Consider the following 21,708-nt stretch of genomic DNA (forward strand, 5'->3'; position numbering starts at 1 on the left):
ACCTCGGCCGACCGGAAGGGGAGGTGGCCGCACGCGGGCGTCTCGTCGAAGGAACAATTGATGGGGCACCCACGTCAGGAACTGACGGGACTGTGGATGTGATCGCTGTTTGAGGTGTTTTGCAGCGCTGACAGTCACAACTCAGCGAGCAGGATATTGCCCCGGTCCGCCGACGGAGCCACGATGGGTGCGTGAGATCGGTGGGAGTCGATCGTCGGGGCGTCGCCGCAGTCGGCACCGTGCTCACGGCCGCGGCGATCGCGGCCTCCTCGATTCTCGCTGGTTGGCTCGCGCTGACCGCCGTCCCCGACGGGTTGTGGCCTTCGCAGCTCTCGACGAGCCCGGTCTGGCTTGGACTCGCTCCGTTGACGGTGATGGCGTGTGTGGTCCGGGCGGCACTCGACAGGCGTCGCGGCGAGTCCCGCGCCGCCCGCTGGTCGACCGGCATCGCCGCCGCGATGGCCGCGGAGTCCCTGATCTCGGCGGGATCAGGCTGGCTCGCCCTGCACTCCGGCGGCGGGACGTGGGTGTTCGCTGTGGTCGTCTCGCTGCCGATCGTCGGCTGGACGGTGGTGATCGCGATTGCTCAGGCTGCCGGCGCTGCGTTGCTTGGCAAGGCCGATGGCCGGCGGGCGGCGCTGCCGGTTGTGGGCGCGACCGCGTCGGTGATCGTGGCCGGGGTGCTGCTGCCCAGCTCCAACACGGTGGCGCGTGTCCCGGCGATGCCCACGCTCCTGCCGGCGTCCTTCCTGACATCGCCCCAGGCTCGCCTCGTGGAGACCCTCGTGGCGTGCGTCTGGCTCGTCATAGGGATCGCCGTGCCTACTGTGCTGGGGGTGCGGGCTGCACGGGCCGGCGGCGCCGAGCGGGTCAGGTTGGCGCAGGCCGCCGCCGGAATGCTTCTTCCCCTCGCTGTCGTGGCAGCGTGCGGGATGCTGGCCGCGGTCGATCGCGCGGTTCCCCTGGGACGAGGGTTCAACGGCTTCGCCTTGGGTCTGTCGCTTGCCGTTGTTACCTCATCGTGGTGGACGAGTGCGCTGCTCCACGACGCCGGTCCGAGCCGCGACACCCATACACTAAAGTCCCCAGAGATCGTCCGTGCGGCGTTGTGGATTGTCTTTGCCGTCGCCACCGTCCAGCTCGCGCCGCTAGTTCTCGCGGTGCTTGCGCCGCTGCTCGTGGCACCCGGCGACGACGCGGGACCATGGGCAGGACTGATCGCCATCGCCTTCGCCGGCGTCTTGCTCCAGCCGTGGCGGTTCGTCGTCGCCCGGTGCGTTGCGGCAGTCCTGCCCTCCCCTGATGCAGCAGACGCCCGGGCCGCCGGTCCGGGGCCGAATGTCGATCCGGCACTGGCCGATGCCGACTTGCCGGAAGCATCCCTTGCCGTCCTCACCCGGCGGGAGCAGGAGGTGTTGGCACTCGCGTCCGAGGGGTTGAGCAATCAGGGCATCGCTGATCGCCTCGTGCTCTCCAAGCGCACTGTCGACGCGCACCTTCGCTCGGTGTTCCGCAAGCTCGACGTTGCCGGAGACAGCAATCCGAGGGTGCGCGCCGCCGCGTTATGGCTGGCGAACGGGCCAGGACCAGCGTACGAACCGACGTCTTCTCCTGTCATGAAGGGGCCGGAGAGGAGGACGTGACGCGACGCGATTTGGCATGGTCCATCGCGGATGGACGGTCAGCCGTCCTCAGGGCGACGATGAGCAGGACGATCCCGCTGATCAGCGTCAGGGGTGCCAGCCGAGCGAGGTCCGAACGGAAGATCGCTCCGAGCACCCAGAATTCGGCCAGGTTGACGATGGCTGGCAGCATCGCGGCCCAGCCTCGGCGGTCACCGGCGCGCAGTAGGCGAATCCCGCAGACCACGCTGGCGACGAGCAGGGTCCAGGTCGCGAAGTACATTCCCAACAGCCCTGGGCCGGCCCAGGCCCAGTGGGCGGGGTCGTTCATGACCGAGGCGGGCGCTGACAGTCCGCCGTGAGCGATCACCACCACGCTCTCCCCGGTCTGCCCGACCGCAGCTGCCGCAGTGAAGGCGATGACGATCCACGCGAACACCCGCATCGTCCGCCACGCGGACGCCGCCCGCCACCGGAGCGCAAGCCAGATCCACAGCGGGAAGACGAGCAGGATGAAGATGGCGTGGAGCATGAGGTGCGGGATGATCCCGCCGGTGGGACCGCCGATGGCCGTGGCAAGGAACATCGAACCGACGATCGCGACCCAGAGCAGACCGAGACGAACCAGCGCCGACTGGACGGACGCCGAAGAGTGGAGTGTCATGACTCAACCGTGCCTCCGACGGAGGCCCGCCGCATCGGCAGATCGGCCTAACTCGAGTCCTCGGAGGTCGAAAGTCCGCCGATCGCCAGAGCTCCCCAACGGCTCTACGACCGCTTCGGGGAGAACAAGGGCAAGGTGATCCGCGAGGCCGCCCCGGCGATCCTCGTCCTCGAGGCCACCACCGACGACGTCATCGAAGCTGCCGCCAGCATCCTCGTCATCGGCAGCTAACCGCGATCAGGCGCTCACAGAACACCGCCATACAGCGATCAGATCCAAATGCGGGAGTACGGGGGAGGGGAGAAGCCCCAGAGACCCCGAGTCCTGTCAAAGGAACCGTTGATAGGACATCGTCAAGGACTGAGCGAGCAGCGGTCCGCCGGGGACAGTCGACGACAGACATCCTCTCCTATAGCACCGTCGGTATTTGCAGGCTCGTTCACGCTCTCGCGCTAACTGGGCCGCGGTGGCCTCCTCCCCCCCGAGATTCGGTCGTGGTCCGTCACCCCTCGCCGGAATGTCACGGCCATCGGCGTAGGGGGGATCGTCGGCGTCGGCATCTTCTCGCTCGCCGGGCTCGTGGCGCACGGCGACTCCGCCAATCCCGGGGTGGGGCCGGCGGTCCTCATCTCGTTCCTGGTGGCGGGGCTCGCCTCGGCCGCAGCGGCGCTCTCCTACGCGGAGTTCGCCGGCATGATCCCGCGGGCCGGGTCCGAGTACACGTACGGGTACGTGGCGCTGGGTGAGATCACGGGCTGGTTCATCGGGTGGGACCTGCTGCTGGAGTACATCGCCATCGTGGCCGTCGTCGCGATCGGCATCTCCGGATACGTGGACGCGTTGTTTGGCTCGTGATCGGGCTGGCCATCTACTTCACGTATGGCCGCCGGCACTCGCTCGTGAACCCGGACAGCCCGCGTCGGGAGCAGGAGGCGAGCCTGCAGCCTTGATGCGGGGTTCGCGAGGGGGCGCACGACGGCGGGTGGGCACGCGCCGTCGTGCGCTCGGCAGTTCTCGGGGGCGCCTCATGGCCCCGGGCGCGTTGCGAACTAGATGATCGCCTGGTGCGGAACACCATACGATGGCGGAGGCCCCGCCCTTGTCAGCTCGCTTCTTCGACCACGAGGTCGTCCACTCGGACTGTGCGATCAGGCGGGACGGTTTGGACGTGTACGCCAGCGCGGTGGAAGAGCTCGACCTGCTGGGGGTCCGCTGCGGCGTCGGTGACCAGAGTCCAGGGCACGGGCAAGCGCACCCACGCGTGGAAGGGCCGCTGCCCGAGCTTGCTCGAGTCGGCGAGCACGTAGACGTTCGCGCCCCTGCGGGCCATGAGTTCCTTGAGCCGGGTCTGGGCCTGGTCGGCCTCGCAGATGCCATCGTCGGCGGTGACGGCGTCGGCACCGAGGAAGACTCGGTCGAAGCTCAAGCGTTCCAGCGCTGCCTCGGCCAGCGGGCCCACGAAAGTCTGGCTGACACTGCGGAGGCGGCCGCCCAGACAGTCGACCTGGATCCCCGGGGAGTCCGACAGCTCCTGGACGGTGTTCAGGGCGGGAGTGGTGACCGTGAGGTTGGTGTGGCCGCGCAGCGCGTGGGCGAGTGCTCCGACGGTGGAACCGCCATCGAGGAGGACCGACTCGCCCGGCTGGACTTGGGCTGCGGCCCACCGGGCAATCGCCTGCTTTTCCTCGAAGGCCTCGCCGATCCGCTGGCGCAGAGATGCCTCGGGGTGCGCGCCGATCGCGAGGGCGCCCCCGTAGGTCCGGGCGAGCTTGCCCTGTTCGTTCAGGAGAGCGAGGTCTCGGCGGATCGTGGACGCTGTGACCTGGAACCTCTGGGAGAGCTCCTCGACAGAGGTCAGACCGGCTGTGGTGGCGAGCCGGTAGATCTCTTCTCGCCTGGCCTTCGCAGTTGTCATCCGGGCCCCTTTCGGGTCGAGTTCGCCCATCGGCTCGGCCGTGGGCCGGAACCTTTCCCCATCGTAGCGACCGCTCCTCCGCGGGCGCGGGGCGCGTGCTATAGCGACGCTCCTGCGCAGATGAGGTGGTCCTGGCCTGTGATCGAGCGGGCGTGCGGACCGACGAGGAAGCTGACCAGTGCGGCGACGTCTTCCGGGTCCACAAGATGCCCGAGCGGCGGAGCCACAGGGGGCACGTCTGCCCGCGCAGGATCGGAGAGCATGGGAGTGTCCGTCGGGCCGGGCGAGACGAGGTTGACCGTGATGCGGCGCGGGGCGAGCTCCTTCGCCCAGGACCTGCCCAGACCGAGGAGCGCGGCCTTGGTCGCGGCATAGTGGCTCTTGCCGGCAGCCCCGGCTGCCGTGCGGCTTCCGAGGAGGACGATCCGTCCGCCATCGTGCATGGCGGGAACGAGGGCATCCGCGAGGATGCTCGCAGCCGCGACGTGCACCGCGAACATTGCCTGGAGGGCGGCAGGGTCCAGGGCGCCGAGGCGACCGGTGCGCTGGAGGCCTGCCGCGTGGACGACGGCGTCGGCAGGAAGGAGGCCTGCTGCTGCGCTTCCGACGGCTTCTGGGTCTGCAAGGTCAGCCTGCCGCCAGGTGAACCCTTCTCCGAGCCCGGCCTCCCTGCGGCTGAGCCCGGTGACGCGCCAGCCCTCGGAGAGCAGGCGGACGGCGATGGCCCGTCCGATGCCCGAGCTGGAGCCGGTGACGACGGCGTGCCTCGGCTCAGGCATCGTCTCCGCCGGGGGTGGCCGAGCCATCGTAGGCCCATTCGGGGCTGACCTTGACGTACTTGATGGCCTGTCGGAAGTAGGTGTAGGCGATGTTGAGCGCGCCGTCGGCCCCTTGGTGGATGGAGGGGTAGGAGAACTCGTGGTTGAGCCCGTCACGGGAGTTGTTCGAGAGGCAGTACCCGTCTCCGACTTCGAGGTTCCGCCGAACGGGCCAGCTGCGGCCCGAATCCTCCGAGATGGCCAGAGTCATCGGCGCGCGTGGGGTGCCCCAGAAAGCGGCTCGCGCCCCGAGAGCAGGCGCGGCGGCGGGGGGTTTGGCCGCAGTTGAGTCGGAGGCCTGCTCGATCAGGCCGTCGTCGTCGATCTCGTCGTAGAGCGAGGGTCGCCGTTCGGTTGTCTCCTCGGCGCGCCGGTGGTTGTAGACGAGCGCGAGCCGGCCATCGGCAAGGGCTGTGAACTGGATGGAAGAGTTGTTGTTGGGCAGCTCCGTCGGTACGGGCTCGCTCCACGTGTCCCCGTCGTCTATGGAGCGGGATTCGTAGATGGAGTCGGCCCAGCGGCTGCGGTAGAGGGCCAGGAGTGAGCCGTCGGGCAGGGGCTGAATGTCCATGTGGACGCAGCCGACGCTTCCGGGCACGAGGTGCTCACGCCAGGTCTGGCCGCCGTCATCCGAAACCATGACGGCACTGTCGTCGTTGTCGCCAGCCCACTTCTCGCCAGGGGTTGTGAGGCAGCGGAAGATCGGCATGAGCCACCGGCCCGAGGGCAGGACGAGCGGCTGATGCCGGACGAAGACGCCGCCGGCCTCGTTCGCCGAGAAGAGAGTCTCCACTGGGCCCCATGTCTTCCCGCTGTCGGCCGAGATCCGCCGCCGGACTTCGGCTGTGTCCTGATTCCCGGCCTTCTGCGCGGTGTACAGGAGCCAGACCGCCTCACCGCCGGGCGCGAAGAGGATGGGGTTCTGCTCCGAGCGCGTGCTGTCGTGCGAGAGCTGCTCGGGCCGCGACCATCGGTCCGAGCCCGGTTCGAGGGCCGAGAACCAGACCGCGATGTCGCTCACGCCCTCTTGAGTGCCGCCGAACCACACGCAGCCCAAGCGCCCGTCGGGGAGGGTCTGGAGGTTCGCCGCATGTGACTGGACGGTGGCGGCGGGGAGATAGGCGAAGGTTGCCCCGTCGGCATGGCGGAGGACGCCGTCGCAGGTGATGGCGCTGTAGGCGCTGTCGATAGTGCTGCTGGTCATGGTGTTCCTTCAGTCCTGCGCAGTCGCGGCGTCGAGGTGCGCCTTGGCTGCCAGTTCAAGATGGGTGAGGTCCGAGGCGATGGTCACGAAGCTGTAGCCCTGCCGGAGCCGCTGGGCGGCGATCGGCCCGGCGGCGGTGTGGATGCCGGCGGCGATGCCCGCACTGGCGGCGGCGTCGGCGACGAGGGCGAGCGCCTCGTCGAACTCGGCTTGGATTGCCGGGTCTCCCGGGAAGCCCCCGCCGACGGCGAGGGAGAGGTCGGAGGGGCCCACATAGATACCGTCGAGGCCGGGGACCGCGCAGATCTCCTTGACGTTCGCCAGCCCCTCCGGCGTCTCGATCATCGCGAAGACGAGGGTTGACCCATTGGCCTCTGCCGGGATCGGGCCCACGCGCAGCGCCGAACGCATGGGGCCGTAGGAGCGGCGCCCGAGGGGCGGGTAGTTGGCGGCGGCGACTGCGGCCGCCGCATCCGCGGCCGTATCGATGAGGGGCACGATGACACCGATCGCGCCCGCGTCGAGGGCCCGGCCGATCGAGGTCGCATCATTGCCGTCAACTCGGACCATTCCGACGGCGCGCTGGCTGGCATCGATGGCCATGAGCCCGGCAAGGACGCCCGAGTATCCGAGGAGTCCGTGCTGGGCGTCGAGCGCGACGTAGTCGTAGCCGAGACGCGCGATGCGCTCCGTGGCCACAGGAGCGTCGAGCACGCTCCAATAGCCCACGACGCGTTCCCGCGCCCGGATCTTCCTCGCGAACTCGAGGACCTGGGGGGAGGAAGTCATCTTCGTTCCACTCTTCGATTCGTTGTCGGCGGGATCAGCGGTTGTAGGCGGGCATTGGGCCGCGCAGAGTCGCGCCGACCTTATCGCAGGCTTCGACGACGTCGGCTGGAAGGGGGCCACTGGCAACGGCTTGGATGTTTGCCCGGAGCTGCTCGACCTTCGATCCCCCGAGGAGAACCGACCCCACGCCCTCGCGGTACGCGAGCCAACGCAGCGACAGCTCAACGAGGGCGACGCCGGCGCCGTCCGCAATAGTGGTCAGCGACTGCACAGCCTCGAACAGGCGAGGGTCCCAGTAGCGCTCGGTGTACATCGCGGCCAGCCGGGAGTCTCCGAAACGCCCCTGAGAGGGCTTCGCCTCGAACCGGTGCTTGCCGGTGAGGAGTCCTCCGCCCAGAGGGTTGTAGACCATGGTGTGCAGGCCGTGGACTGCGGCGAACTCGAGGTACTCCTCCTCGAGGCGCCGGGCGAGGAGGTTGTAGAGCTGCTGCGCGATAACAGGGCGGGGCGCGCCGGAACGCTCGGCCGCGTGGATGAGGTCGGCGATCTGCCAGGCGGCGAAGTTGGACACGCCCATGGCCTTGACCTTGCCCTCCGCGACCAGTTCCGCGACGGCGCCGAGGGTCTCCTCCAGCGGCGTCGAGCGGTCGGGCTGGTGGAGGTAGAACAGGTCGACGCTCTCCATGTCGAGGCGCTTCAGGCTGCCCTCAATCGACCGGCGGAGCCCGGGAGCCGACAGTGGCGAGTGGCTCCCATGGTCCGGGTGCGGCATTCCGGCCTTGGTTGCGAGGACAACCTCTTCCCGCCGGCCCTTGAGAAGGCGGGAGAGAATCTCCTCGCTCGCCCCGCCCGCGTACCCGTTGGCGGTGTCGACCGTTGTGATTCCGGCATCGAGGGCCTCCTCGAAGATTCGGCGTGCCGTGGCCTCGTCCGCGGTGTCGCCGAACGTCATGGTGCCGAGCACCAGCTTCGAGATGGGGGGTTTCCCCGGGTGAACAGCGTCCGCGTGGTTGCTCATATGGTCTTCCCGTCGACGACGGCGGGACGAGGCCCACCGATAGCTGCGCGTTGTGCGCGAAAGACGCAGGCAAGTACCGCTCCTTCGTGCAATCTTCCGCTTTCCATTGCCTCAACTATCCTATCTCTGCGCGAATTGAGCAATAGGTATAGCGTGATTCGCGCAGATATGTCATGCTTGCTGGTGACGCAGCACACTCACCGCTCAGCCAGGAAGGAGGAGGGACATGGCTACAGTCCTCGTGCAGGCTGACGACTTCTCGGGTGCCGCGGAAGTCGGCCAGCAGTTCGCCGCCCAAGGATTCGCCGTCAGGATCGCTCTGCGAGCCAGTGTGCAGAGCCGCAATCCCACCGCAGAAGGCCCTGACGTCCTCGTGGTCGACACCCACTCGCGCGGCACGTCGGCTCCCGAGGCGGCGGCCGCCGTGAAGGCGGTCTTCTCCAAAGCTACCGGGATGCGCAACGCCGTCCTGTTCAAGAAGACCGACTCCCTCTGGCGGGGCAACATCCGTTCAGAGGTCTCGGCGCTGACCGAGCTGGGGTACCACGTTGTCCTGGCCGGAGCCCTGCCCGCGATGGGGCGGACGGTCATAGGCGGCAAGCCCTTCGTCGCCGGCCTGCCCCTGCGCTCCTCAGACCTCTGGCGTGCCGAGGCGGGAGCTCCTCCCGCGGACCTTGGCGAGGTGTTCGCCGGCACCACTGTGCGCTTCGCGCGGCTTGAGGATGTGAGGTCGGGCTCCTTCGCGCGGTCTCTCGCAGCTGCTCCGGCGTCTGGCCCCGTGGCCATCACCGTAGTCGACAGCGAGACGGAGGAGGACCTCGCCGCCGTCGTCGACGCCCTCGGCGAGCTCGGGTTCGCCGCGGAAGGACGTCCCATCGCGTTGGCCGGGACCGGTCAACTCGCTGGGCTCCTCGCCCGGCGCCTTGCGGCGGAAACTGCGCACAACGCGCAGCCTCGCGTAAATGTGGCACCTCCGCTCGATCATGAATCGGGGCGCACGCCTGTCCTTGCGGTAGTCGGCTCGGCGTCCCCGTCAGCACGGCGGCAGCTGGAGCACCTCGCGGCCGAGGGCTTTGACATTGTCACAGTCGATGCTCAGATGAAGGCGCCTGAGCGGGACACCCAGGCTGTTGAACGCCTGCGTGCGGGCCTCGCCGACGGCCGCTCCGTCGCATTTGCCCTCGTCGACTCGCCCGTGGATCCGGAACAGTCGGCCGGGGTCGTGGCCCGCCTCGCGCATCTGGCCCAGCTGGGCCAGAAAGGGTTTCGGGCGGACCTCATCCTGACTGGCGGGGAAACCGCCCGAGAAGTCCTCGAAGCCCTCGGCATCGCCACCCTGACTCCCTACACGGCCGTCCAGCACGGAGCCGTCGTCAGCCTGGCCGATGACGGCCGGCTCGTGGCCACCAAGCCCGGCAGCTTCGGGGACGAACTCGTCCTCGCCCAGCTGTACCGGCAGATCGCCTCCCACCCTTCCACCATGTCGGCCGGCGTACCGGCCCACAGCTCAACTCGAACAGCCAAAGACACGGAGACCCGCATGACGACGGAACACGACGACAGGCCCTTCATCGCCGTCACGATGGGAGATGGAGCCGGGATCGGGCCAGAGGTCACCCTCGGCGCCTTAGTCCACCCCGGCGCCTACACCGACAGCCGCCCGGTGGTTATCGGGGACGCGCACCGCCTGCGCCTCGCCGGGGACGCACTCGGCATCCACGCAGAGGTAATGGCGGTCAAGACCGTCGCCGAAGCGGCCTTCACCCCGGGACGTGTGAACGTGATCGACCCCGAGATCCTGCCGCATGACCTGCCCTGGGGCGAGGAATCGGCTGAGGCTGGCAACGCCGCCTACCACTACGTCAGGATCGCGTGCGAATTGGCGATGGCGGGCCAGGTCCAGGGGATCTGCACTGCGCCCCTGAACAAGGCCGCACTGCACAAGGCCGGCCACCTCTACCCCGGCCACACCGAGCTGCTGGCCCACTTCATGGGCGTCGACGAGGTCTCCATGATGCTCTCGACCCCCAAGGTCAAGGTCATCCACGTCACCACCCATATCGGCCTCGTCGACGCGATCCGCAGGATCGAGCCCGGACTCGTCGAGCGCACCGTGCGCCGCGGCGAGGAGGCCATGAAACGTGCAGGGGTGGCACGGCCGAAGATCGGCGTCTGCGCCATCAATCCCCATGCAGGGGAGAACGGCCTCTTCGGCTACGGCGAAGAGGAGGAGAAGATCACGCCAGCGATTGAACGACTCCAAGCAGACGGGATCGACGCCCGCGGCCCGCTCCCGGCGGACACGGCCTTCTTCCTGGCCGGGCGCGGGGACTACGACCTCATCGTGGCCATGTACCACGACCAGGGGCACGGCCCGGTGAAGGTTCTCGGCATCGAGGCAGGGGTGAACATTACCGTCGGGCTGCCGGTCATCCGCACCTCGGTCGACCACGGCACGGCCTTCGACATCGCAGGCAAGGGCATCGCTGATGTGCGCAGCATGATCGAGGCCCTCCGTCAGGCCGCCGAGATGTCCCCTCGGCTTGTCTTCCAGCCATAGCCCGTCCACTTCTCACTACAACGGAGTAGAAGGAACACAAGCATGTCCAACATCATGACCCCCACCCCCGAGCAGCGGGCCAAGTGGGTCCGCCGCGCCATCTTCGCCGGCGTCATCGGCACCACGATCGAGTGGTACGACTTCGTCCTGTTCGGCACGGCGTCAGCCCTGGTGTTCAACACCCTCTTCTTCCCCAAGTTCGACCCCCTGATGGGTACGGCCGCCGCCCTCACCACCACCGCCATCGGCTACTTCTTCCGCCCGCTCGGCGGCTTCGTCTTCGGCGCCCTCGGCGACAGGATCGGACGCAAGAACGTCCTTGCCGCAACGCTGGTCCTCATGGGCGTGTCGACCGCGCTCATCGGGATGCTCCCCACCTACGCCCAGGCCGGCATCTGGGCCCCGATCCTGATGCTCCTGCTCAGGATCCTGCAGGGAATCGGGGCAGGCGCTGAATTCGGTGGCGCTCAGGTCATGGTCTCGGAGCACGCCAGCAAGAAGCGCCAGGGCCTGCTCACCAGCCTGCCCGGCGCAGGCCTGGCCCTCGGCATCATGCTCGGAACGTCCTTCTATTCCCTTCTGGACTTCATGCCCAAGGACGACTTCATGGCTTATGGCTGGCGGCTTCCGTTCCTCGCCAGCGTGATCGGCATCGGGGTTGGCCTCTTCATCCGGATGCGCGTGATGGAATCCCCCGAGTATGCCGCGGTTACCCGGGCCAAGGCGAAGCCCAAGAGCCCCATCAGGGAGGTCTTCGCGTCCTACCCGCGCAACTGGTTCGTGGCCATGTTCGCCTGCTTCGCCGAGAACGCGACGACCAATCTCGTCAAGACCTTCGTCCTCGCGTACGCCGCAACGTTCCTCCACCTGGACAAGAGCATCGGGCTCAATGGCCTCTTCATCGCCGCCCTTGTCAGCCTCTTCACCTACCCGTTCTTCGGATGGCTCGGCGACCGCCTCGGCATCTCCCGTGTCTACATCGGCTCAGCCGTGGCCGTGGCACTGTTCATCTTCCCGATGTTCTGGATGATCGACACGAAGGTGGTCCCGGTCGTCCTCACGGCCATCGTCATCATCTATGCGATCGCCGTCCGCGGGATGTCCGCGACGCAGGGCGCCTACCTTGCCAATCTCTTCCCGACCCATATCCGTTTCACCGGACTCGCCTCGGCCCGCGAAGTCGGAAGCGCGATCTCGGGAGGCATCGGCCCCGTCGTGGCGACGCTCCTGCTCGCAGCGACCAACTCGTACTGGCCGGTCGCCCTCTACATGATCAGCCAGGCCGCGATCACGATCGTCGCCGTATGGATTGGTCCGAGCAAGCGCAAGCCGCTCGAGGATGCAGCAGTGGAGCAGGCGGGGGCATCCTCGGCGCAGGTCGCCCATCTGCAGTAGGCAGTCCCTTTCCCTCACATAGCTCATCCCGCGGACAGGCCGAGGACCTGTCCGCGGGATGCCTGCGTCCTCAGACGGTGCAGGTGAGCGCACGACGGCGCGTGGTCGCTCGCCGTCGTGCGCTCGGCCCCAGTGCGGGCTACTGCCGAGTCACTTTGTAGCGATCCCTCTATCGCCCACCCATGCGCATGGTGGATTCACCACAAAACGGCGGCGGCCGGCGCTGCATAGCCTTCTGTCCAGAACGACTGCAAGACCATCTGGAGGAACCATGAGCCACCCGACAACGCCGACCCCCGCACCCGACCGCCCGGCCGAGCCTGGCGCCAGGCCGTCGCGCCGCACGTGGGACTCCCGGTCGCTGGCCCTGGTCTCCGTTTTTGCGGCCTTCATCGCAGCCTCGGCGATCGTCCCCGGCATCCCGGTGGGCAGCTTCGGGGTTCCGATCACGCTCCAGACCTTCGCGATCATCCTCACCGGCCTGGTGCTCGGCGGCTCCCGCGCCGCCGCAGCCGTGGGCCTCTACCTGGTCCTTGCGTTCGCCGGCCTGCCGATCTTCTCCGGCGGCCGGGCCGGGCTGCAGGTCATGGCCGGCGGATCGGCCGGGTACATCGTGGGGTTTGTCCTCGCTGCCTTCCTCGTCGGTGTCGCCGCCGAGCAGATCATCAAGCGCCTCCCGGCCAAGCGGAGGGGCCTGTGGTTCTTCCTCGCCGCGGCCGTGGTCACGGTGGTCGCCTCGCACCTGCCGGGCGTGCTCGGCATGATGCTCAACCTCAAGCTCTCCTGGCAGGCGGCCTTCGCCGCGGACCTCGTCTTCTATCCGGGCGACCTCCTCAAGGACGCTGTGGCAGCCGTCGCCGCCGTGGCCGTGCACCGGGCGTTCCCGGACGTCCTCGTGCGCCGCGTGAAGTGAGGCGGGTGCGGTGAGCGGGGGAGCGCGGACCTCAAGGGTCTTCGGCAGCACTGTGGACGATCAGACTCGGTGCGTCCACTACCGCACGGAGGCCGACGTCGTCGCCATGAAGTTCGGCTGCTGTCTGCGGTACTACCCCTGCCATCTCTGCCATGCGGAGCACGCGGACCACGAGGCCCAGACGTGGCCGCGGGAGCAGTGGGGCGAGCCGGCGGTGCTGTGCGGGGTGTGCAAGGGGGAGATGGCCATCGAGGCCTACCTGGCGGTCACCTCTTGCCCGAGCTGCGGCGCCCGGTTCAACGAGCGGTGCGCGGCGCACAGGCACCTGTACTTCGAGGTGGGCTGACGGCGGGCGGGTGAGGAGGGAGCGGACGACGGCGGGTGCGCACCCGCCGTCGTCCGCGCGCCTCGGGAGGGGCTTAGGCGGCGGCCGGTGCCGTCTCGAGCTCGCCCTCTGGCTTCTCAGCGCCGGCGCCCCTGACGAGCAGCGTCGCTGCGCCCGCCACGACGAGCGGGACCGCCAGGGCCGCGAAGTACCCGGACGGACCGAGCCCGGTCAGCAGCACCCCGCCGAGTGCCGAGCCGACGATTGAGCCGAGCCGGCCGATCCCGATGCCCCAGCCGGTCGCCGTCGCCCGCAGCTGGGTGGGGTAGGCGTTGGCGATGAGGTAGTTCAGGGCGAGCTGCTGGCCGCCGATCCCGAAGCCGGCGAGGCCGATGAGCGTGAACACGAGCCCGAAGTTCGTTCCGGCGGCGCCGAGTCCGAGGGCGATGAGGATGCCTGCGCCGAACATGCCCAGCAGGAGGGTGCGGGCGTTGACACGCGGGAGGACGGCGGAGAGCGGGATGGCGAACAGGATGAAGGCGCCGTTGACGGTGACGGTGCCGAGGGCGGCGCTGCCGGCGTCGAGGCCCAGGGCCTTGAGCGCCGTCGGCATCCAGAGGAGCAGCAGGTACCAGGCGATCCAGTTGAACAGGTAGGTTGCCCACACAGCAACGGTCACGGTGCGGTAGGCGGGGGAGAGGAGGGCGGCGACTGAACCGCGCTTCTGGCCGGCATCCTCGACCGTGAGCACGGTGGCGTCCGGGACGGACAGGCCCGTGGTGCGGGCAATGAGCGCCCGGGCGCGCCGGTCCGCCTCGGGAGTGCCTCTCGCGACGAGGAAGGCAGGGGACTCGGGCAGGAGCTTGACTGCGGCAGCCAGGAGCGCCACGGGGAGGGCGCCGCCGATGAGGAAGATGCCGCGCCAGCCGACGGCCGGGAGCCAGGCCGCCGCGACGAGGCCGCCGATCATCGCCCCGCCGGGGAGGCCGAGGAGCACGAGGGTCATGAGGAAGCCGCGCCGCCTGCGCGGGCTGAACTCTGCGGTGAGCGCGAGCAGGGCCGGGGTGGCTCCGCCCATGCCGAGGCCGATGAGGAAGCGAAGCGCCACTACTTGCCACGCGGTGCTGGCAAAGGCGCCAGCCAGTGAGAACGCGCCGAAAAGGGCCAGCGCCACGAGGATGGTGCGCTTGCGGCCGATCCGGTCGCCGAACGTGCCGAGGGTCATCGCGCCAACCGCCATGCCGATCGTGCTCGCGGTGATGACCCACGTCATGTCCGTTGCGGAGAGCCTGAACTCGTCGGCGATGGCCGTGCCGATGAAGGCGATCGACTGCGTGTCGAATCCGTCCAGCAGCGCGACCACGAAGCACAGCGCCACGGCGGCCCAGCGCCACAGCCCCATGCGGGAATGGTCCATCGCGTCCTGGACGCTCAGGGTCTCTCTGGTCATCGTTGGCTCCTCACAGCGGGGTTGCGGGGAGGACGACGGCGTCCCCCCGGTTTGGCCTGCTGTGCGAGGCTATGCGGGGATTGGGACAGAGAGAAATACCTGTTTCGCCGGGATTGATATCGGGAGGCGATGGGTGCGCGTCGGCCACGAAAAGCCTATGCACCGTGCGTAAGCGCCGGAGCGTCGAGGTCGTAGCAGCGCTCTGGATCCCTACCGGACCGCATTCGGGGCTGCGTTTGTCCTTCCGAAGCCGCGGAAAAGCCAGTGAACACCCGCTCCGAGCGCAACCAAAGCGGTGAGAATAATGCCGAGTTCCTCGGCGATCCACACGTGGCCCAGGACCTGCCAGCCGATCAGGATCGGAAGATCGATCATGAGGACGAGCCCAACGAGAAACACAAGTACGGCGAGTATTCTCCACCGCGCCTTGGTGCTGGGTACCAAGAACCACACTCTGACACTGCCCGCCATCGCGATGCAGACGATCCCAATCTCGAAGAGCAGGCCGACTACGCCGCTACTGCCCTCGGTTCCGCCATTCGCCCACATCATCGCGGTCTTGAGAACCCACGCAAAGCCGCCGAGGGCGGCAAGTACGCCCGGGATGCGCAATGACATGGCGTTCAGTCCGACTCGGTCAGTGACTGCCTGTCATCCAGTCTCTGCAGCATTGGAAGCCCCCCGAAGATCAACGCGCAACGTGACGCGGTCAGTGTATGCCTGGGGTGAAAGCCAAGCCAGCGTCCGCAGGGCAGCACTCCGCCTCGTTCGCTCGGGACGGCCTACGCAGCTGTCGACGCCTTGAGCAGTCCCGAGAGCGTGGCCGTGGAGGCCTTCAGGGCGTGCCGGGCGGTAAGGGTTAGACGCGCTTAGCCGGTCTGGGTGCCGAGGGACTTCTTGAGTTCGGCGACTTCGGCGCTGAGCTCTCCCACCTGCTGCCTGACCCGGGCGAACTCGGCCTCACGACGCCGTGCGACGAAGAAGCCCACCACGAGCGAGAGGATGCACAGGGGTACCGCAAGGGCGAAGGCCCAGCCGGCCGAGGCAAAGAAGCCCGTCGCCGCGGGGAGCGCGGCCTGGGCGTCGTTGAACTGGTTCACCCCGTTCGCGAGCCCGCTGAGGAGCCCGTCCAACGGTCTCAGGTACTGGCCGACCACAGGGGTTCCACCCAGCGTGGGAGCAGTGAGCCGCCCATGGGCGTCGCCGCCCCAGCGGGGGTCGCTGAGGTGGAGCAGGACGTAGATGCCGGCTCCGGTGTTGGCCACGGCGAAGACGAGCACCGCGCCCAGGACGGCCAGATCCGGACGGCGGAGCCGCCAGAGGCCCAGCAGCAGCCCGGCGGCGACCGCCACGATCCATGTCAGGTTCTTCAGCCACTCGGCATTGACGCCGCTCAGAATGTCCACATGAAGTCCCTTCCCCGAAAGTGCCTGTGACACGCTACCGGATTCGGTGGTTGGACGCCGATGACATCGCGACGGCGGCCCCCACCGCGACGCCGAGGACGGTATCCACTACGCGGTCGGTAAGCAGTGTCAGGGGTGAAGTGGGGGTGGCGAGCTCGGTCAGGGCCATGATGAGCGGCGTGAAGAAGCCGAGGGCCACCCCGTAACGGTGGGACATGAAGAGTTCGGTGGGGAAGAGGAAGCCGACCGCCACGAGGGCGAGCCACACCGGGCTCGGGTCGGCGGCTGGGCGAGGTCCTGGACATCCTCGAGGGCATCGAGGCCCACCACGCAATCATGTCCTGCGGCCACCTCGACGCCGACCAGACGGAGCGGCTCATCGAGCAGGCCTCGTCCATGGGGATCAAGCGCATCCTCGTGAACCACCCGAACTTCGTGATCGGCGCCGAGCCTGAGCGGGTGCGCCGCTGGGTGGGCCTCGGGGCGCGGATCGAGCACTCGATCTGCCAGTACAACGACCGCACCTCGTTCTACCAGTGGGGCCTCGACACCCTGCTGGGCTTCGTGAAGGCCGCCGGCGTGGAGAGCACGCTCCTGGGCTCCGACTTGGGGCAGGCGAACAATCCGTTGCCGGTGGACGCCTACGCGCGCATGGTGCGCGGCCTGCTGGACGCGGGCGTGTCCAAGGAGGACGTGCGCCGGCTCACCGCGGACAACCCCGCCGACCTGCTGGGATCTGATGTCCCTGCCTACGTCCCTGCGCGGGCTCATGGCCGAGCGCCCCGTCCTCGGCACGTTCCTGAAGATCCCGCGGTTCGAGATCGTGGACATCCTGGCTCTCTCCGGGTTCGACTTCGTGGTCTGCGACTACGAGCACTCGCAGATGTCGGTGGGGGAGGCGTGCGACGTCGTGCGGGCCGGCCGGGCGCGCGGGCTTCCGGTCCTGGTCCGGGTCCCCGTTCTAGACCGGGGCGACATCAACCGCCTGCTCGAGGCCGGCGCCGCCGGGATCCAGCTCGCCCGCGGCTCCGGAGCCGCGGCGGTGGAGCTGCGGAACCTGGTCTCGTACCCGCCGCTGGGCACCCGGTCGGTGTCGCTGGCGCAGCCGGCGGCGGACTACGGCATGGGCGTGACCCTGGCCGGGCACTTCGAGCGGTCCAACTCGACCGTGCTGGCGGTGGGGCAGTTCGAGACCGCCGACTACGCCGAGGGGATCGACGCCGCGATGGCCGCCCTGGACGTGGCGTTCATCGGGCCGGTGGACCTCTCCGTGGACCTCGGCACGCCGGGGGAGCTCGACTCCGGGCCGATGCGGGCCGCGGCCGAGGCCGTTGAGGCGGCCGCCGCTGCCCGGGGGGTGCCGATGGGCATCTTCGCCGGCTCGGCGGAGGCCGCGGCCGACGCCGTGGCGCACGGCTACCGCTACATCGTCGCCGGCTCGGACCTGACCATGCTCGCCGGCGGGGCGAGGCAGCTCAGCGGGCTGCTGGCGCGGGTGTAGGCAATGCACGATGTCGAGCAGGCGCCCGGTGTGGTCCGTTCGCCCTTCCGTATGATGCTGCCACGTCGTGACCGTAAGGGGCGCTCACGCCGGCTGAAGTGCCTGTCGCTGGAGCTATATGGCATCCTCTGGCAGACCCGCGGTCCTGCCGGCCAGCGCCCGCCCTTTTGGTTCTTCCTCTCAGCGCCGTGGTGACCATGGTGGTCTCGCACATGCCCGGTGTGCTCGGCGGGATGGTGAAGACCCCAAGCTCTCCTGGCAGGAGGCCTTCGCTGCCGACCTCGTCCTCTACCCGGGCGGCCTCCTCAAGGACGCCGTCCTGGTCGTGGCCGTGCGGACGTGCTCGTGCGCCATGAAGTGAAGGAGGGCGGGCAGGCGTGCCGCGAGTCGTGAAATCCAAGAGATCGGATTGGCACAGACCGCTTGCAGGATCGACGGTCCGCTTGTACCCGTTGTAGTCCTGCTCGAGTTGTGTCCAAGTCTTCTCTGCGTTCATGAAGTTGCGCTCAGACAAGTACACGATTATGTCGCGGGCTGCGAGGCCGTGAACCTTGATTCGCCCGAGCTTCGCTGTGTCGACCGCAGCGTGTCCCAGCTCTTGGAGCCACTTCACTTCCCCACCGCCATGAACGCGCCCGAGCTTGTCCAACGCCCGTCGCGCTTCTTTCACGCTACCCGTATCAAGGTGCCTTTGAGCTTCCTCCCAGATGGGGCGGATCTGACCCATGAGTAGCCCGTCAAGAACTATCAAGAAAAGGGCTTCGGTACTTGTGAAGAGGAACCTTGCTTCGGCAACTGATCTCAAGTCTCTCGCTCCACGGAGCGTCAAGATTTGTGCAGAAGCTTTGTTCAAGTCGTCGGCTAGCAGACGGCTCAGAACCATTTCGTCGTGTTGCCCTTCGACCAGAACGAAGACCCGTGTGAGCTGAAGGATGTCCCCAGGGGTGAGTCCGAGTTGCTCGCAGATTCGGGATAGCGTCCCCTTGACGGCAGAGTCGATGACCGTGACCAAGGTGGGTTGGCCTAGCAGGCGGGTTGTTCTCAGGATCTCTGAGTTGGAACGCAAGTCAAGGAAAGCTGGGGCATGTGATGCCGTAAGCACCACGAGGCTCGGGTCTTGCGCGCACAGCTTGTTTAGAGCCGCCGGCAAGTCCTTCTCCCTGAGCCTGTGAAGACCTCGCTCCGGTTCGTCGATCAACAGCATTCTCGGCCTGCTGCCCTCATCGACGCCAGCCAGCGCCCATTGAACAGCCGCAACCGCCCACCTTTGTTCTGCAGTCGAAAGACCCGTTAATGCAAAAAGCTCTTCTACGTCGTTAGAGACAGGAACGAGCACCTTCCATTCCGGTGTCGCCCCGACAAACCATTCCTTCGGCGTCTTCAGGTCAATCTCAAGGCGATAGTGCTGATAGCCCATTAGAGAGAAAAACTGGTTGGCCCGGCATTCGATAGCTCTTACCCGCTTTCGAAAGGCGCTGTTGAATTCAACTTCTTCATCAATAACATTGATGAAGCCTTTTGTGGGGGAGGCTATGCTGACCAGCTTCTGGCTGGTCGCCCCCCGGATCCGCGGTGCCGACACGCCGTCCGTGATCGCGACCATTGGGCAGATCGATAGGCGCCCAAGCCAGAGCTGAGGGACCGGCCAGTTCCTAGGCCAAAAGTTCAGCTGGTCGGCCTCCCCTCGTGGCGCAACCAGTGGGAGCTCCTGCCACATCGGGCTGTCTTCGAGGAGCGGCAGTCCGGCGGGCTCAGAGAGTTCCTCAAGCCAGCCATCGGGAAGTCCTTGTCGCCCACCCCTCATGTGGCGTAATGCCCAGTCATGAATCATCATTTGCCGGTTTGCGGATTTGTGTACCCGAGACCACTCATCATCGCTCAGCGGCCATCCGTAGAAGCTTTCCCACTTCGGCTCATCCTCAGTCCCCACCGCTGCGAGAGAAACGAAAACGCTGTCCTCGACTGCCGGTACTTCAACCTCAGCCTTCTCGGAGATAGCCGAAACTGCTGCACGCCAGAGCGCCTGGCGGGTTCGACCGTAGATCTCCCTGGAATCAATATTAAGGCCTTGCCAGAGAGAGCGTTCGAAATGGCTCATCTCCTCAGGGTCATTCTCCGGCAGATCCGTGAGCCGGACATGTAGATAGGCGTGCGATCTTGACCCTCGTCGTCCTCCAAGGACGTTCAATAAGCCGTCGAGAATCGATGACTTGCCTGCGCCGTTGGGTCCAAAGAAGGTAAAGAGCCCGGCGTCTATTGGAAGGTGCACCTGCTCCAGGGGTGGCGGACCTATGAGGCTGACCCCAACGACCTCATAGCCATTTGACCCCACGGCCATGTTATCCTCCTAAGCAAAATTTGTGCGAATTCGAACTACTGCCGGCTTCTGAAGCCAAGTTCCCCTCAAGATGGGCGCAAATTATTCGATTTGACATGGTATCCAACGCGTGTTTACGGGCCACGAGAAGCGACGTGCCGCGTTCACTTTCGCACGGCTCCCTGGTGTCACCCGCCCGCGAGCGGAGCCCGCGCCCGGGCACCTGCGATATGGTTTAACGCTGCCCTGCGTAACCGACGGTCGAGATCGAACTTTCCACGGCGGACACAGCCGCCCTATCAAAACTGCACTCACAAACTGACCAGTGGCGCAGAACTGAAGCGCACTGGGTCTGATGGAGACTCGCGCTATTTGATTACCGCCAGCTGGTTGCGGTCCGCTTGGCCAGCATAGAACGCCTGCTCGAACTCGGCGGGCGGGATGTCGCCGAGGTAGCCGTGGAGGCGCTCGGTGTTGTGCCAGTGGACCCAGCCGAGGGTCGCGAGCTCGAGGTCCTCGACTGTCTTCCATGGTCCCGGGCGGGCTGGGCCGCGGACGAGTTCGGTCTTGTAGTAGCCGTTCACCGTCTCGGCCAGGGCGTTGTCGTAGCTGTCGCCGACGGTCCCGATCGACGGCGTGGCGCCGATCTGGGCGAGTCGCTCGCTGTAGCGGATCGAGGTGAACTGGCTGCCAGCATCGCTGTGGCACCGCAGGTCCTCGTGGTGGCGGCCTCGTGACCAGCGGGCCATCTCGATCGCGTCCAGGACCATCTCGGTGCGCATATGGGACGCGCAGCGCCAGCCGACGATCATCCTGCTGAATACGTCGATGATGAAGCAGACATAGGCCACACCCGCCCACGTGGGCACGAACGTCAGGTCCGTCATCCAAAGCCGGTTGGGTGCCGCCGCGGTGAACTCCCGCTTCACGAGGTCCGGATGCCGAGCAGCCGCAGGATCAGCCCTGGTCCTCTTGACCCGTTTGGCCCGAGTCGCGCCCTCGATGCCAGCGGCGCGCATCAGCCGGCCGGTCTGATCGCGGCCGATGTCGATCCCGGACCGGCGGGCCGCCTTCCAGAGTTTGCGGACTCCGTAGACGCAGTAGTTCTCCTTCCACAGCGCCACCAGCTTGGGAATGAGGGCTGCGTCGCTCATCGCACGTGCCGAGGGGGCGCGGTCCTTCGCGGCGTAGTAGGTGCTCGGAGCTACCTGCAACAGGCTGCAGATGGGCTCGACTCCGAGCGGGCGGCCTTCTACGATGTCGTTCTTGTTCGCATCGATGAACGCGACTACTTCCGGTGTTGGCGGTCGAGCTCCGCCCCGAAGAAACTGGCGGCCCGCTTGAGGATCTCGTTCGCCCGGCGCAGCTCGCGGTTCTCCTGTTCCAACTCCCTGATCCGCCGGGCCTCGGCGGTGCTCACACCCGGCGCCGCGCCGTCGTCGATATCGGCCTGCCGCACCCAGGCCCGCACCGATTCGGGGCCATAGCCCAGCTGGGCCGCGACCCGCTGCACTGTCCCGTGCTCGGTCCCCAGCTCCGCGCGCAGCGTCCGTACCATCCGCACCGCGGCAGCCTTCTCCTCCGGCGAATACCGACGTGCCGTCGGCTTCCCAGATCCATGACTCGTTGCCATGACTCCATCCTCGTTTCCAAGGTCAGGAGTCTCCATCAGACCCAGTGCGCTTCAGAACCGAGTTCGACGACGGTCGCGTTTGCACCAAAGGAGGTGGCTGTCTCGGCTGAGATCGTCGACCGATCTCGCTTCCCGCCAGTCGGCCTCAGACGACACAGGCACCCTACGCTCGAGAATC

At 67.2% G+C, this 21,708-nt stretch carries 18 protein-coding genes and 2 pseudogenes; 8 read left to right on the forward strand and 12 right to left on the reverse strand.

The window, feature by feature from the left end; translation table 11 throughout:
* Positions 1–191: 191 nt before the first annotated feature.
* A complete protein-coding gene (locus LF262_RS17150; protein ID WP_235781182.1) occupies positions 192–1,643 on the forward strand; it encodes a response regulator transcription factor in 1,452 nt (483 codons plus the stop codon).
* On the opposite strand, the gene LF262_RS14840 is transcribed toward LF262_RS17150, so the two are convergent.
* The gene (locus LF262_RS14840) at positions 1,615–2,286 is read right to left on the reverse strand and encodes a hypothetical protein (protein WP_235781183.1); all 672 of its coding nucleotides are present in this window, start codon (positions 2,284–2,286) and stop codon (positions 1,615–1,617) included. The two genes, LF262_RS17150 and LF262_RS14840, sit on opposite strands and share 29 nt — an antisense overlap.
* A gap of 519 nt (positions 2,287–2,805) precedes the next feature.
* Here LF262_RS14840 and LF262_RS14845 point away from each other — a divergent pair.
* Positions 2,806–3,126 (forward strand): annotated as a pseudogene (locus tag LF262_RS14845) (amino acid permease); the annotation flags it as partial.
* A gap of 262 nt (positions 3,127–3,388) precedes the next feature.
* Here the strand turns inward: LF262_RS14845 and LF262_RS14850 are convergent.
* The 5 genes from LF262_RS14850 to LF262_RS14870 all read right to left on the reverse strand — a co-directional run bounded on the left by LF262_RS14850 (position 3,389) and on the right by LF262_RS14870 (position 8,030).
* The gene (locus LF262_RS14850; RefSeq protein ID WP_235781184.1) at positions 3,389–4,201 is read right to left on the reverse strand and encodes a DeoR/GlpR family DNA-binding transcription regulator; all 813 of its coding nucleotides are present in this window, start codon (positions 4,199–4,201) and stop codon (positions 3,389–3,391) included.
* Positions 4,202–4,299: 98 nt separating this feature from the next.
* The gene (locus LF262_RS14855; protein WP_235781185.1) at positions 4,300–4,980 is read right to left on the reverse strand and encodes an SDR family NAD(P)-dependent oxidoreductase; all 681 of its coding nucleotides are present in this window, start codon (positions 4,978–4,980) and stop codon (positions 4,300–4,302) included.
* Positions 4,973–6,223 (reverse strand): sialidase family protein, encoded by a 1,251-nt coding sequence (locus LF262_RS14860; protein ID WP_235781186.1) that lies wholly within the window; start codon positions 6,221–6,223, stop codon positions 4,973–4,975. The genes LF262_RS14855 and LF262_RS14860 overlap by 8 nt, the downstream gene beginning before the upstream one ends.
* Before the next feature lie 9 nt (positions 6,224–6,232).
* A complete protein-coding gene (locus tag LF262_RS14865) occupies positions 6,233–7,012 on the reverse strand; it encodes an HpcH/HpaI aldolase family protein (protein WP_235781187.1) in 780 nt (259 codons plus the stop codon).
* A gap of 34 nt (positions 7,013–7,046) precedes the next feature.
* Complete coding sequence (locus LF262_RS14870) at positions 7,047–8,030, reverse strand: aldo/keto reductase (protein WP_235781188.1); 984 nt, start codon at positions 8,028–8,030, stop codon at positions 7,047–7,049.
* A gap of 226 nt (positions 8,031–8,256) precedes the next feature.
* On the opposite strand from LF262_RS14870, the gene pdxA reads away from it, so the two are divergent.
* From pdxA to LF262_RS14890, 4 genes are all read left to right on the forward strand, one after another.
* Positions 8,257–10,590, forward strand: a complete 2,334-nt coding sequence (gene pdxA / locus LF262_RS14875; protein WP_235781189.1) for a 4-hydroxythreonine-4-phosphate dehydrogenase PdxA — start codon at positions 8,257–8,259, stop codon at positions 10,588–10,590.
* Between the two features lie 42 nt (positions 10,591–10,632).
* Positions 10,633–11,985 carry an MFS transporter gene (locus tag LF262_RS14880; RefSeq protein ID WP_235781190.1) on the forward strand — a complete coding sequence of 451 codons (1,353 nt, stop codon included), beginning with the start codon at positions 10,633–10,635 and terminating at the stop codon, positions 11,983–11,985.
* A 271-nt stretch (positions 11,986–12,256) separates the two neighbouring features.
* Positions 12,257–12,898: a biotin transporter BioY gene (locus LF262_RS14885; RefSeq protein ID WP_235781191.1), complete on the forward strand. Its 642-nt coding sequence runs from the start codon at positions 12,257–12,259 to the stop codon at positions 12,896–12,898.
* Positions 12,899–12,950: 52 nt separating this feature from the next.
* Positions 12,951–13,244, forward strand: coding sequence for a CHY zinc finger protein (locus LF262_RS14890; protein WP_235781192.1), 294 nt, complete (start codon positions 12,951–12,953; stop codon positions 13,242–13,244).
* 73 nt (positions 13,245–13,317) lie between these two features.
* Here the strand turns inward: LF262_RS14890 and LF262_RS14895 are convergent, their stop codons facing one another.
* The 4 genes from LF262_RS14895 to LF262_RS14910 form a co-directional block, all read right to left on the reverse strand.
* Positions 13,318–14,673 carry an MFS transporter gene (locus tag LF262_RS14895; protein WP_235781193.1) on the reverse strand — a complete coding sequence of 452 codons (1,356 nt, stop codon included), beginning with the start codon at positions 14,671–14,673 and terminating at the stop codon, positions 13,318–13,320.
* A gap of 210 nt (positions 14,674–14,883) precedes the next feature.
* On the reverse strand, positions 14,884–15,291 hold the full coding sequence (locus tag LF262_RS14900) for a hypothetical protein (RefSeq protein WP_235781194.1): 408 nt from the start codon (positions 15,289–15,291) through the stop codon (positions 14,884–14,886).
* A gap of 251 nt (positions 15,292–15,542) precedes the next feature.
* The gene (locus LF262_RS14905; RefSeq protein ID WP_235781195.1) at positions 15,543–16,079 is read right to left on the reverse strand and encodes a hypothetical protein; all 537 of its coding nucleotides are present in this window, start codon (positions 16,077–16,079) and stop codon (positions 15,543–15,545) included.
* A gap of 34 nt (positions 16,080–16,113) precedes the next feature.
* Positions 16,114–16,347, reverse strand: coding sequence for an FUSC family protein (locus tag LF262_RS14910; RefSeq protein WP_235781196.1), 234 nt, complete (start codon positions 16,345–16,347; stop codon positions 16,114–16,116).
* A gap of 17 nt (positions 16,348–16,364) precedes the next feature.
* Between LF262_RS14910 and LF262_RS17245 the strand changes: the two are divergent.
* Both LF262_RS17245 and LF262_RS14915 read left to right on the forward strand, forming a co-directional pair.
* A pseudogene (locus LF262_RS17245) lies at positions 16,365–16,562 on the forward strand (DUF6282 family protein); the annotation flags it as partial.
* Positions 16,563–16,818: 256 nt separating this feature from the next.
* Positions 16,819–17,580, forward strand: a complete 762-nt coding sequence (locus LF262_RS14915) for an HpcH/HpaI aldolase family protein (protein ID WP_235781197.1) — start codon at positions 16,819–16,821, stop codon at positions 17,578–17,580.
* Here the strand turns inward: LF262_RS14915 and LF262_RS14920 are convergent.
* Positions 17,555–19,918, reverse strand: coding sequence for an AAA family ATPase (locus LF262_RS14920; RefSeq protein WP_235781198.1), 2,364 nt, complete (start codon positions 19,916–19,918; stop codon positions 17,555–17,557). The genes LF262_RS14915 and LF262_RS14920 overlap by 26 nt on opposite strands.
* A 347-nt stretch (positions 19,919–20,265) precedes the next feature.
* Positions 20,266–21,530, reverse strand: a protein-coding gene (locus tag LF262_RS14925) for an IS3 family transposase (RefSeq protein ID WP_235781199.1) whose coding sequence is annotated in 2 segments (ribosomal slippage) — positions 20,266–21,227 and positions 21,227–21,530 — 1,266 coding nt in all. Because the reading frame shifts where the segments join, the coding sequence is not laid out codon by codon here.
* Positions 21,531–21,708 lie beyond the last annotated feature (178 nt).

It is taken from the genome of Sinomonas notoginsengisoli (genome assembly GCF_021554725.1).
Lineage (GTDB): Bacteria > Actinomycetota > Actinomycetes > Actinomycetales > Micrococcaceae > Sinomonas > Sinomonas notoginsengisoli.

Bases quoted from the DNA above. Each gene is read 5' to 3' on its own strand.
- LF262_RS14840 (WP_235781183.1), bottom strand. From the start codon at position 2,286: ATGACACTCCACTCTTCGGCGTCCGTCCAGTCGGCGCTGGTTCGTCTC.
- LF262_RS14850 (WP_235781184.1), bottom strand. From the start codon at position 4,201: ATGACAACTGCGAAGGCCAGGCGAGAAGAGATCTACCGGCTCGCCACC.
- LF262_RS14855 (WP_235781185.1), bottom strand. From the start codon at position 4,980: ATGCCTGAGCCGAGGCACGCCGTCGTCACCGGCTCCAGCTCGGGCATC.
- LF262_RS14860 (WP_235781186.1), bottom strand. From the start codon at position 6,223: ATGACCAGCAGCACTATCGACAGCGCCTACAGCGCCATCACCTGCGAC.
- LF262_RS14865 (WP_235781187.1), bottom strand. From the start codon at position 7,012: ATGACTTCCTCCCCCCAGGTCCTCGAGTTCGCGAGGAAGATCCGGGCG.
- LF262_RS14870 (WP_235781188.1), bottom strand. From the start codon at position 8,030: ATGAGCAACCACGCGGACGCTGTTCACCCGGGGAAACCCCCCATCTCG.
- pdxA (WP_235781189.1), top strand. From the start codon at position 8,257: ATGGCTACAGTCCTCGTGCAGGCTGACGACTTCTCGGGTGCCGCGGAA.
- LF262_RS14880 (WP_235781190.1), top strand. From the start codon at position 10,633: ATGTCCAACATCATGACCCCCACCCCCGAGCAGCGGGCCAAGTGGGTC.
- LF262_RS14885 (WP_235781191.1), top strand. From the start codon at position 12,257: ATGAGCCACCCGACAACGCCGACCCCCGCACCCGACCGCCCGGCCGAG.
- LF262_RS14895 (WP_235781193.1), bottom strand. From the start codon at position 14,673: ATGACCAGAGAGACCCTGAGCGTCCAGGACGCGATGGACCATTCCCGC.
- LF262_RS14900 (WP_235781194.1), bottom strand. From the start codon at position 15,291: ATGTCATTGCGCATCCCGGGCGTACTTGCCGCCCTCGGCGGCTTTGCG.
- LF262_RS14915 (WP_235781197.1), top strand. From the start codon at position 16,819: ATGTCCCTGCCTACGTCCCTGCGCGGGCTCATGGCCGAGCGCCCCGTC.
- LF262_RS14920 (WP_235781198.1), bottom strand. From the start codon at position 19,918: ATGGCCGTGGGGTCAAATGGCTATGAGGTCGTTGGGGTCAGCCTCATA.